General features: G+C 42.5%; 10 protein-coding genes. 2 read left to right on the forward strand and 8 right to left on the reverse strand.

Annotated elements, in window-relative coordinates; translation table 11 throughout:
• Positions 1 to 89 precede the first annotated feature (89 nt).
• From F7734_RS57640 to F7734_RS57650, 3 genes are all read right to left on the reverse strand, one after another.
• Complete coding sequence (locus tag F7734_RS57640; RefSeq protein WP_155753114.1) at positions 90 to 1418, reverse strand: four-carbon acid sugar kinase family protein; 1329 nt, start codon at positions 1416 to 1418, stop codon at positions 90 to 92.
• A 22-nt stretch (positions 1419 to 1440) separates the two neighbouring features.
• Positions 1441 to 2103 carry a hypothetical protein gene (locus tag F7734_RS57645; protein WP_155753115.1) on the reverse strand — a complete coding sequence of 221 codons (663 nt, stop codon included), beginning with the start codon at positions 2101 to 2103 and terminating at the stop codon, positions 1441 to 1443.
• 120 nt (positions 2104 to 2223) lie between these two features.
• Positions 2224 to 3699, reverse strand: a complete 1476-nt coding sequence (locus tag F7734_RS57650; protein WP_155753116.1) for a GTP-binding protein — start codon at positions 3697 to 3699, stop codon at positions 2224 to 2226.
• Positions 3700 to 3979: 280 nt separating this feature from the next.
• On the opposite strand from F7734_RS57650, the gene tpiA reads away from it, so the two are divergent.
• Positions 3980 to 4705 (forward strand): triose-phosphate isomerase, encoded by a 726-nt coding sequence (tpiA, locus tag F7734_RS57655; RefSeq protein ID WP_166482794.1) that lies wholly within the window; start codon positions 3980 to 3982, stop codon positions 4703 to 4705.
• A gap of 241 nt (positions 4706 to 4946) precedes the next feature.
• Positions 4947 to 5780, forward strand: coding sequence for a dihydropteroate synthase (gene folP, locus F7734_RS57660; RefSeq protein ID WP_155753118.1), 834 nt, complete (start codon positions 4947 to 4949; stop codon positions 5778 to 5780).
• 23 nt (positions 5781 to 5803) lie between these two features.
• On the opposite strand, the gene F7734_RS57665 is transcribed toward folP, so the two are convergent.
• The 5 genes from F7734_RS57665 to F7734_RS57685 all read right to left on the reverse strand — a co-directional run bounded on the left by F7734_RS57665 (position 5804) and on the right by F7734_RS57685 (position 12137).
• A complete protein-coding gene (locus F7734_RS57665) occupies positions 5804 to 6706 on the reverse strand; it encodes an SPFH domain-containing protein (protein WP_155753119.1) in 903 nt (300 codons plus the stop codon).
• Positions 6707 to 6994: 288 nt separating this feature from the next.
• The gene (locus tag F7734_RS57670) at positions 6995 to 8629 is read right to left on the reverse strand and encodes an alpha/beta hydrolase (protein WP_155753123.1); all 1635 of its coding nucleotides are present in this window, start codon (positions 8627 to 8629) and stop codon (positions 6995 to 6997) included.
• A 170-nt stretch (positions 8630 to 8799) separates the two neighbouring features.
• A complete protein-coding gene (locus tag F7734_RS57675; protein WP_155753120.1) occupies positions 8800 to 9315 on the reverse strand; it encodes a hypothetical protein in 516 nt (171 codons plus the stop codon).
• A 75-nt stretch (positions 9316 to 9390) separates the two neighbouring features.
• Positions 9391 to 10833, reverse strand: a complete 1443-nt coding sequence (locus tag F7734_RS57680) for an SLBB domain-containing protein (RefSeq protein ID WP_155753121.1) — start codon at positions 10831 to 10833, stop codon at positions 9391 to 9393.
• A gap of 326 nt (positions 10834 to 11159) precedes the next feature.
• Positions 11160 to 12137 (reverse strand): ABC transporter ATP-binding protein, encoded by a 978-nt coding sequence (locus F7734_RS57685; RefSeq protein ID WP_155753122.1) that lies wholly within the window; start codon positions 12135 to 12137, stop codon positions 11160 to 11162.
• Positions 12138 to 12297: the final 160 nt, after the last annotated feature.

A 12297-nucleotide genomic window follows, 5' to 3' on the forward strand; every position in this document is an offset into this window, starting at 1 on the left:
TTTTTTTGTTGTTTGTTGTTATTTGTATTTAGTTTTTTGTTGTTGGTTGTTGGTTTTTCTGCTAACCACTATCCACTAACCACTAACCACTAACCACTAACCACTTTTAATCTTTCATAAACTGTTGCTAAAGCATGAGCATCGCCCACATTGCCAGGAAATAATACCACTGGTAGATCGGGAAACTGAGGATGATCTGATGGAGTTTTTACCATTGAACAACCAGCTAGAATTTGACCGAGCAAACGTGCTGAAGTCAAAGCTAAACCAGTACTTAAAACATCGTTAGACGTAATGCCGCCCTTACTAATTAAAAACCCAATATTTGATGGTAGATGCCGTACAATATCCATTAACAAAGCTGAAACTTTCAAACCAAATTGCAATCTAGTTTCCACATTTTCAAATGTTAGCTCTTGACGACTGGTATAAATTACTGGTGTGTTGTGAGCATCATGTGCTGCTTGAACACTGTCAACAACCTTGATTAGAAGTGTAGCAGATTCATCTGCGCTTGCATTAACCAACTGAGCAACATCAACTTCTATACCCTCTGTTCCCTCTTCTTCCAAGAGCATCTTTAATTGCTCGGTTGTTTTTTTTACGTGGGAACCTACTATGACTGCGCCCGGTTTACCCCCTCTCACATACTGTGCCATATTTTCTGCTGCAATCGGTTGGGGTGGCAATCCTGCTAAAGCTGTTAAGATACTGGCAGCGCTGCGAAATAAAAACCTTTTTCCTTGGCTTGCTGCTGCTAATACGTCTTGTGCAAAACGGTTAAGATCTGCTTGAGTTTCTCCATCCACAACTACACACCGATTGTGGCTGAGATGCATTAAGCGTTCCAAACTTCCATCTCGAATATCTTTAAGTAAGAAGCGTTCTACTGAGTTTTTTTCAATACGACCCTTTGTTTTTTCTTCTACGTAATTGGGTAAATAACTGTGATGGTAGGCAAAAACTGAATCGCGAGCAAACTCAGTTTCATGCACGGGGGTTGGAATACCATTGATTATCAAATAGTGTATGCTGTCGCGGGTGATACGTCCGCCCTCAAAAAATGCTGGTACAAGGAAATGAGCATCAAAAGAACCGAGTTCTTCAGCAATAACATCGGTTTCAATAGGATAATGTCCCCGTAAAGTGGAGTCAGAACGACTGACGATTAGAAAATCATGAATTTCTTCAGCTTCGATAGCTTGCTTTAGGTTCTGGCAAACTTCTCTAGTCACCGATGCTGCTTTATCTGCAGGGAGTGACCTTGTATTAGTTAGCACAAAGAAAATCGGTGAATCGTCTTGTAACCCCAGTCGCAGGGTATCTACATCCCAGCGCATGAGCAGTAAGCAACTGTGAACTGTTTGAGAACCTGTGGGATCGTCATCCAGGACAATGATTTTTGGTTTTGTATTCATCTTGGTGTCACCTACTCCTCACTTACTGGGGAGACTGCAATTTTCTTACCTCTGCTTGAACATCAAGAGCAATTTGCAACGATTGATTGAGAAATTGAGCATATTCGCTAGCTTGAGCGCTCAGCTGCAAAGTTTGCAAATTCGTTAAATTATTGACAAATAGCTCTTGGTTGTTGGCAAGCAGTTTTTTATTATCTCGCAAAATTCGTTCTGTTTTCAAAGCCCGGACTAAATCTTCTCGAATAAGTTGTAAAGCCGCGATCGCTTTCTCTCGATCGTTAAAATTGCTCTCATTGCCTGATGTTGTGAGTTGATCGTGAATATCTATCGCTTTGATAACAGAATGATACTTATCAACTTCATCTAAAAGTGTTGTCAGTGTTTTTGGACAGCTTATACGCCGCCAAACCCATCTTGCGATCGCTACAGTTACTGGTACTAAAATTAACAAGAGTATCCCTAAAAGGATTGAGGAACCGAAGATGGGCAAAATAATAAACGCATAAATTCCACCGACAACAATCGGTGTGAGAGCAAGTGCTACTATCATTTCATTTACAAGAAAACCCAATCGCTTCTCGCGATTTTGCATAATAGAAGGTCGAAATACGTCATCTGGGTCTAACCCAATCAAGCGTCTGAGTTCGCCCTTTGTAATTTCCAAGCCCATTAAATCTGGCTGCAAGTTTTATACTCCTGTTATACCGCTTATATTCTGATAGTATTTTAGAAATACGATAGCCACGTTTCTAAGCGCCAGAACTAGTTGCAGAAGTAGCGGAGAAGAAAAGTATGTGAGTGATGGCTACTTCGACTTCACCTTATTGCGTAATTCATCCTTGATTCGGCTGAGGATAGAACTTTCATCAAGATCTGCCAAAATTTTACTAATGACAGCTTTCGGTCCACTGGGTCCCCATGATGCTCCATTGGCTAAATATGCTTTGGTGACTTGCCCTATGGCGTAGGAAGAAACGCCTGCAACGCCTGCTTGCGTCAGGGCTACAGATAAATAGGGACCGAGGGAAATACCACCAGTTGCAGGTGCAGATAGTCCCAACAGTGTTTTGAGGGAACTTAAACCCAAGTTCGCCAGTAATTCGCTCGCAGTAATGCCACCCATCCCAAGGGCAATTTGTTTTAATAAGTTGACCGCTCCTGTTTCTGTCATGGGAATGCTGTAGAGTTTGGATAAACCTACAATCAGGGCAACATCAATGACCGCTCCGCTCAGAAAATCTACTACAGTGACAGGATTGAGTGCGATCGCAATTGCCTTTGTCATGACTGACTTCCAAATAAGCTGATTGGCTGCTTCGGCGCGAATTTTGAGTTTGCGCTGCACCAATTGTTCATTTACATTGTCAGCATAAATCATGGTGTTAAGAGCAACTAAAGCTTTCCCTTCACGTTGCAAAACTTCCAAAATTTTGAGTTTGAGTTCCTCAATTTGAGCAGTTCCCGACTGTAACTGTATACTACGAGTTCCATCAGGACGGCGAACCATCGTCCTGATTAAGGGCGATGCAGCTGCCATAACAATTTCATCTGGTGAAAGGAGTTCTCTAACCCTCTCATTCCGAATTTTTTCATAAATTGCCATTCGGTCTGCTTCTGGATACTGGTCTACTTTATTAAATACCAGCAGAATAGGTTTACCAACCTCGCGTAGTTGAGAAAGGGCTTCGTGTTCGACTTTGGTCATGTCACCAGAAATTACAAACAGAATTAAATCCGCTTGTTTTGCAATCTGTTCTGCTAGTGCTGCGCGGGTATCGCCATCTACCTCATCTAAACCAGGGGTATCAATCAGTTGTACTTGAGATTGACCTATTCCTGGTAAAGTGACTCGCAAAGCGTGTTCTGTTTTGCCGATTTCTTCTGAAGAAAAGCTCCAATCTACGGTTTGAGTATTGCGGGTGACACCGTGTAAGGGACCTGTTTCAAAGACTGGTTGTCCTACTAAGGCGTTCAGTAAGGAGGATTTGCCACGTCCCACCAAGCCAAAAGCTGCTATTTGAACTACCATGCGTTCTAGTTTTCCCAACATGGTTTCTAAGTCAGCAATTTCTGTTTCTAGCCCTTCTTGTTCTTGGGAGGTGAGATCTAGATGGGTTACTAAATTTTGTAGTGCTGTTTGTGCTTGTTTGTAGTTGATTTCTGCTTGAATGTCGTCAAAGGTGAAAATGGCACTATCAATTTCTTCTTGCCATTGGGGAGAGTTATTGTCTGGACGGGTTGCATTACCGTCAGGTTCGGGTATGGGTAATGTTGAGGTCATATCAATTTTAGATTTTGAACCGCAGATGAACGCAGATGGAGGCGGATAATTTTAAGAATTATGTAGGTTTGTGTTTGGTTGTAATTTTAAATTTTTATATACTACTCTATTTACCATCCTAATGATTTTTGGAAGCGCAGTCAGGAGAATCAAGGGGTCACGTGAGAATCAATATCCAATACCCGATGCCCAATTCCCAATCCCCAATCCCCAAATGACCAACAAAACATCCTAAACTGAAGAATGCATCTGTAGCAGTAAGATATTGACGAAATCACCTGTGCGAAAAATAGTTATTGCCGGTAACTGGAAAATGTATAAAACTCAGGCAGAATCTGAAGATTTTTTAAGAGGATTCCTGCCTGCTTTGGACGCAACCCCTGATGAGCGAGAAGTGGTTTTGTGCGTCCCCTTTACTGACTTAAGCGCTTTGTCAAAAAATTTACATGGCAGTCGCGTACAATTGGGGGCACAAAATATCCACTGGGAGGAATTTGGAGCCTACACAGGTGAAATTTCCGGACCTATGCTAGCTGAAATTGGGGTACGTTATGTTGTTGTCGGTCATAGCGAACGGCGACAATATTTTGGGGAAACGGATGAAACCGTTAATCTACGCCTTAAAGCCGCTCAACGTTTTGGATTCACCCCGATTCTTTGTGTGGGTGAAACTAAACAACAACGAGATGAGGGCGAAACAGAATCGCTGATTGCTCACCAAATAAAATCAGATTTGGTGGATGTGAATCAGGAGAATTTGGTGATTGCTTATGAACCCATTTGGGCGATTGGCACTGGTGATACTTGTGAATGCAAGGAAGCCAATCGTGTCATTGGCTTCATTCGCAGTTTGTTGAGCAATCCTGATGTTCCAATTCAGTATGGCGGTTCCGTAAAGCCAAATCTTATTGATGAAATCATGGCTGAACCTGAAATTGATGGGGTTTTAGTGGGAGGGGCAAGTCTTGAACCTGCAAGCTTTGCTCGAATTGTCAACTATCACTAGATATATGTGCTTTTTCTCGTTCCCAGCTTCTAGCTGGGAATGCATTCCGATGGGCTGCTGCCTCACATCGTAAAATTTTTTTCTGTATGGAAGAGGCGGAGCCTCTCGTAAGAGCGTTACCAGGCTGAGCCTGGTAACGAGAGATGCGGGGCTGAGCCTGGTAACGAGAGATGCGGGACTGAGCCTGGTAACGAGAGATGCGGGGCTGAGCCTGCTAAAATCCACGGGTCTAAAATCAACAATGGTACTAATTATCCGAGAACACTGTTTTGAGTGGGGACAGCGCACTTATTTAATGGGTGTTTTAAATGTTACTCCAGATAGCTTTAGTGATGGTGGCGATTTTTACACTCTTTCTGCTGCCTTAGCACAAGCACGGGCTATGGTAGCAAGTGGTGTAGATATTATCGATGTTGGAGGTCAGTCTACTCGACCTGGTGCAGAACAAATTTCTCTGACTGAAGAACTTGACCGTGTCTTGCCCGTCTTGCGCTTGTTGCGAACAGAACTACAAGTTCCTATTTCTGTGGATACTACAAGAGCGGATGTAGCAAAGGCAGCTGTGGAAGAAGGAGCAGATATAGTTAATGATATTTCTGGTGGTACTTTTGACCCAAAAATGTTGTCAACTATCAGTAGTCTTAATGTACCTGTGATACTGATGCATCTCCGGGGAAACCCACAGAATATGCAAACCATGACTGATTATGAGGATTTGATGGGGGAGATTTTAAGTTTTCTGACACAGCAAATAGCTGCTGCAACAGCAGCTGGTATCGATCGCCAAAAAATTATTATCGATCCGGGCATAGGCTTTGCTAAAAACTACGAGCACAATTTAGAAATTTTGCGCCGCTTACCGGAATTGCGTCAACTTAACTGCCCTATTTTAGTAGGGCTGTCCCGTAAAAGTTTCATTGGTCGAATTCTCAACCAACCAGATCCGAAATCCCGAGTCTGGGGAACGGCTGCGGCGTGTTGTGCTGCAATCTTTAATGGTGCCGATCTTCTCCGAGTGCATGATGTTACAGAGATGCGGGATGTGTCATTGGTTGCTGATGCTATCTTTCGATAATCGCCGCCCAATTTGCAATCGCTTTAGGTAGAACCATTTCCATTGCCAGATTTTTGCCCTTCATCATGGACGCTGTCGGATATCAAATCCATCATTTCGCTACCTTTGCCAGGATCGACAAAGACGACTTTGGCATTTTCGCTTTCACCCAGTTTATAGCTGGCATTGATATAATCTTGAGCAACAAGATAACGCAATATTTCCTTACTTTCTGGATTAGAACGTAAAGCATCAGAGAGAATTTGCATAGACTCTCGAGTTCCTTGAGCTTTCTTAACAGCTGCTTTCCGTGCGGCTTCTGCTTCCTTAAGCGCCGCCTCACTCCTAATTGCAGCTGCTTGCTCTTCTTCCATTGACTTCTGAACACTTTCTGGGGGCGTAATTCTTTGAATATCCACTCTTATAATCTCAACTCCCCAACCTAACTTCGGTTCACCCGTCACCGGATCTTTCAGCAGTTCCTTTGTCGTTGGATCTCTCTGCTCATTTGTTACTTCATTTAACATACTCTTAATAGTGTCACGCATTTTATTTCTAGCACTATTAGCATCCTGCAAAGTATTCTGAGCAACAACTTCTCGGATAGTTGTTGTAGCTAACTGAGTGATAGCACCTTGAAGATCGTCTACTTTGTAGTAACTACTACTCATGTTTACGATCCTCCAAAAGATTACAGCATCAACTTCTAAATAAACATTATCGCTAGTTATAATATTTTGAGGTTTAATATCTAGATACTGCTCTCTCGTTGTGTCTTCCATCACAATCTGATCGATTAAAGGCACTATGAAGTTTAAACCAGGATTGAGTTTTCGGTGCTGCTTACCCAGGCGTTCGACTAAGGCTTCATTTCCCTGGTTTATCAGTTTTGCAGATCCTAATGCGTACCCTATCAGCACTAAGACTATTGCAATAATTGGTTCCATGTAAGCTCCTAACTAAGTGTTTGGTAGAATTTACTATAAGGACACACTACTATCATGCCCTAAACTCAGGATTTTCTCCCTGAATGAGTATTGTTGGTATCACAAATCGAAGAAATAAGCAAGTGTTTATGAATTAGATACAAAAAGCTACACCAAGTCACTGTAGAACAACGCTATTAAATCACCAAGTGGTTACGCTTGCAAGCATTTTATTTGTCCGTAACTTTACTTAATATAGTCTTGATAAAAATAGGGGTTAGGGGCTACCCTACCCCTACTCCCTACCCCCTACTCCCTACTCCCTTCCACCCAGGGTTTGATACTGGTAGGCAATTCAGACACAAGACTTAATGGCAACTCAGGAGTAGAAAGAAACTGTGCGTAAGCTGGGGTCAAAAATTCTCGGTAAGTTTTTGCTTCTGGTGTCAGTTGTTTGATGAATGCCAGACTAGCTCCTTGAGTCAATCGTCTCAGGGATCTGGCTTCTTCACCTCGTCGTTCTTTTACAATGGAGTAGGCAGCACTTGCGGGATCGCTAATACTTAAATGAGTACCTCCAATGGCAGTCAACAAATATTTTTCGCCTTGGATTTGATGAAAAGGTGCTATCTGATGCTTGAGCGCTGGGGTGATAGCATCTTCGGTTCCTGATAATATCAGGACGGGTTGGGTAATTTGAGTTAGACCTTTTTTACCGAAGATTTCACCAATGACAGGATTGAGAGCGATCGCCTGACTCACTCGCTTATCTTGCAATCGCAGTTTTTTATCTCGTAACGAAGCTGCAGAACACTGCAACCAATCACCAGGAGATTTGTCAAGATTGAGGGAATCTTTACAAAATTTCCGTAACTCTTCCAAGTTCACCTCTGGGACTACCAAAGCTAAAGCAGTGTAACCGCCCAAAGAATGACCGATGACAGAAACTTTCTCCGTGTTAAACTTTCCTTGAAGTTCTCCTGATTGAGTGTTAAGTTTTGCGAGTTCATCAAGGACAAAACTAACATCGAGTGGGCGATCGATAAATTCGGTTGGTGGTAGCAATTTTCCTAAATTAGCAGCATCGTTTGCTTTATTCACTGACATGGCATTGCTACCTGGATGCTCGATAGCAACGACTGTTATGCCATGAGAGGCAAGATGATTTGCTAAATATCTCAAAGCTCTTCGATTGGAACCAAAACCGTGGGAAAGAACAACCAAAGGATTTTCAGAATTACCCCTACTCCAATAAATATCTACAGGTAACGTGCGGTTGCGCTTTCGGTCATAAAAATTTAGAGTCTGTTCCTGTACGACTTCGTTTCCCACTATGGATGGATCGAAGGTTGCTTTAAAGGGTGTCTTACTTTTAGCAGACAACTCCCGTTCCAATAAAACACCCAGGGCTTGACTTTGTATGTGACTGGGGTTAAGCTCTACTGCCAAACCAATGACTTGAGTAGCATCCACTGTTACATTTTCCTGTGGGTAAGCACGTAGGAAACCAAGCGGACTCAAACCGTTTACTTGTTTAAGTGCAAGGTTGAGGGCTAGTTGAATGGTATCAACTGTACTGCCTGGAATCGCGGCTCCTAAAGACGATAGAATTTGTTTACCTATTGGTGTTTGCCGTATTTCATCAACAAATTTATCGGCAAAAGCTGGATCTACAGAAAAACGTTTGGTCAATAACTCTCGTATTTCTGATGTTAAAAAGGGGGATAAAACTTCCAGCCCTTCCGGCAATCTACCAGTTTTAGCAAACTTTTCCAAGTCTGCGATCGCCACTGACTGCTGAAAAGGACCAAAGCGGATGGTCACTGTTTCTGCTGCCAATGTTGAGGGAATTCCTGCACCCCAACTAAAAGCTAGGGTCAAGCTGCACAGCAATCCTTTTACTAAGGATACTTTGGGTGGACGTTTGCTAACCGGAAACTGCATATAAATCACGAGTTATTGGTCATGAGTACTAGCACATTTATAAGTGACGTAGAAACTAGCAGTTTGGATTACCAGTTTTTAACTGACTTGTTGACTGTAACATTGTTAGCAGTTTCGCTCGTACATGCGAAGACAGCGCTACTACAAACCATAAAGCACAGTATCGCTTATTACTCTTCTTCATTTAAAAAAGTTTCTTCGAGAAATAACATTCCAGATTTATTAGTAGAAATTTCTAAAATAAGTTCTTCATAAGCAGCCATGCGCTGTGTCACTGTTCGGTAATCCTCAGACTGGGTACATAATTCCTCCCATAAATCTTGAGTGCGAATAGTAGCACCATCAAGAACGTCTTCCGGGTCAATTCTGAGAGTCCTTTTCTTCACCGATTCAAGAGAATTAATAAATTTTACGATCGCATCATAACCACCACCCTCATCTGCGTATTTGGGGGGTGAAGGCATTGTTACCATATCACTGACTGCACCTGTAAACAAACAGATAGAATTGGGTTCTTTGAAAAGAGCAATAAATGAAGCGACTCCAGAATCGAAACCCAAATCGCTACGGTTTTGCAACCACAGCAAAACGTAAAACTGTTCTTGATATTTTTGAATAATTTTTATTAAGTTATATTCACCAGAAGTAATACTTTTACTAGCTATAGGAAATAAGTTAATTCTCATGATTTTTCCTCTTGCTTAACAAATAAAGCCCGCACAAGCGGGCTAAAGGGGGTAAAAAGACTAGAGGCAATACTTTTAGAATCCGAATAGAGCTCTAAAAACACCTAAGACAGCACTGAAAGGATTGATGACTGTACCAATGGTATCACCAGTTTTGGCTACACCAGAGCGGTACACTACGACAACATCATTATTGCGGAGTATGGGGTTTGTGTCTTCATTGATTCCTGCTTTAAAATCTACTTTGACTTGACGTTTGGTCACAGAACCATCGGGATTCAAGCGAACTACATCGACAGCTTTGCTGCTAGCTCTTGCATCATTAAACCCACCAGCAGCTAGTAACGCTTGGTTTAAGGTACTGTTGGGCTGAAGCTCTACTTGTCCCGGTCTTTTCACTTCACCCACAACACCCACTTGTATGCGTGTGGGAGATAAAGTTGTTGTCGCTAATTGTGTTGCTTCTGCCCGGTTGATTTCTGTTGCTGTTGGAATAACAACTGTGTCTCCATCTTGTACGATGATGTCTTGATTGATATCGCCGCTCTGCAACAGTTGCCACAGGTTAACATTGATAGATTGTTCCGATCCAGTTCTTGTCGGTCGGCGAATGATGACATTACGAACATCAGCTTGTGGTGTAATTCCTCCAGCCTGCTGAATTGCTCGTGTTAGTGTTGGTTGACCTGTAATACTTGGTGCGCCAGTCTGACCTCCACCACCTTCTGCACCACCCTGACTAACCAGATATGACCCAGGACGATAAACTTCACCAATAATTGCTACTGTACGCGGTCTTGTGGGGTCCGCAGCAAAACTAGATGCAGCTAAATTACGTGCATTTGCTAAGTTTAAAGTGCTGGCCGTGGGTACATAAATGGTGTCGCCATCCCGCAAAGTAATGTCTTGGGGTAACCTACCCGTGCGTATAAATTCTTCCAAATTGAGAACAATAGTTTGCTCCGGTCTTGCTCCGAGTTTGCGCCGCAATTCTACTCTAGTTACATCCGCACTCAAGGTTACACCCTGGGCAGTGGTTAGTGCAGCAAGTACTGTTGGGTATTGTACCCCAGGATTGTCTCCCGCACCTCCTTGTAAGCTCAGACTATACGCTCCCGGACGCGTAACTTCTCCAGTAACAGAAACGTTAATGGGACGAGGTGATAATAGGTTAACTGAAATAATAGGACGTTTTAGATAGCGAGAGTATCTCTGAGCAATTAAGTCAGCTGCTTGTTCCGTTGTGAGTCCCAGAACGCTGACATTGCCAATCAAAGGTAAGTTAATTCCTCCACCCGGTGGAACTTGGTACTCGCCTGAGTATTCGGGAACTTCAAATACACTCACTCTAATGCGATCGCCGCCTCCTAGCGTGTAGTTTGTGTCTACCTGTGTTGTTCTGGGTGTTGGCTGTCTTTGTGCTAAACTAACGGTTGGAATAGCGATACTTACAGAAGTTAATAGCACCATACCCACAACTGGATGGGCGAGCAATTTCACCACACTCGTATTATGCATTGCTTACCTGAGATTACTATCAATTACATATTGTCTAAACATTTTTAGCCTGATTGACTATTTTTACGTATTTTAGTTCCCTGATGTTCACACATTCTTCATTTAAATTATGCTTCCGGAAGGGAATTATTTAATAAATTTAAAGTTTATTTAAATTTTCTTTAAAATTCAACTCTGTCACATATAAATTTCCTGTAAATTTTGTTGTACTTATCTCACTGGGAAGCGATATTTTTACAAGCCCAATAAGTATGAAAAGTCATAAGAGACAGCAAAGCGTGTTTAATGAGAAAGCGATTTGCCCATCGCCAATTTCTGTTATCTGATTACTGATTTTTGAGTTTTTGAATTTGTTGCACAAAAAACTTTTCTAAAGATGGACGTGACAAATTCATAGCTATTAATTGCCCTCCCATCAAACGGAGGCTTGCGAGAAAATCATAATAATCTCCATTGAGTTCCCCTTGCCAAGACCCATCGGGCTGGTATTCCAAATTATTGACCCATTTTTCGATAATTTCCCAATCTCCACCGTGTCCTTTGATAGAATATACGTCAGTTGTTCCCAAAAGTTCATTGAGAGACCCAGAACAAATGAGTTCACCTTGGGCAAGAATGGCAACGCGATCGCAAATTTGTTCGACTTCGCTCAGAACATGACTGTTGAAAAAAATTGTTTTACCTGCTGCTTTCAGCGATAGGATAATCTCTCTCATTTGATAGCGCCCCACAGGGTCAAGCCCCGACATTGGTTCATCCAAGAATACCAGTTCTGGATCGTTAATGAGTGCTTGCGCCATGCCGACACGTTGTAACATTCCTTTTGAATAACGTCGCAGGAGTTTTTTGCGGGCATCAGATTGAGGCAATCCCACCAATTCAAGCAATTGAGGAATGCGTTGGCGTTGAACCTTTTTAGGAATTTGAAATAGTCCGGCGACTAGCTGTAAAAATTCCCAACCCGTGAGATAGTCATATAAATAAGGATTCTCTGGTAGATACCCGATACGTTCTTTAACACCACGGTCTCCAATTGGCTTGCCCAAAAGTAGTCCCCTCCCTGATGTTGGACGGATAATTCCCAGTAACAACTTCAACAGTGTGGTTTTACCAGCACCATTTGGTCCCAAAAGCCCAAAAGTTTCTCCCTTGTAAACTTTTAAAGAACAGTTTTTGAGAGAGACAACTTTCTGATTCATAAAAAAGCCGGTGCGATAGACCTTTCGCAACTCAGAGGTTAGAACCACTGGCGGACTGTCTCGTATATTCAGTTCAGAGTTTGGGGCGTCTGCAACAGACTTCATCTTGTGCTTCGGGCAACAACAATACGGTTTAATCTATAGGTTACCCAGTTGACTCTCAATAATAACATTGACCAGTGACCAGTGACCAGTGACGGGGCATGGGGCCAAGGGGGACAAGGGGGAAAGCCTAAGAATGCCTTTTTGACCATTACTTAATGCC

This window comes from Scytonema sp. UIC 10036 (genome assembly GCF_009725235.1).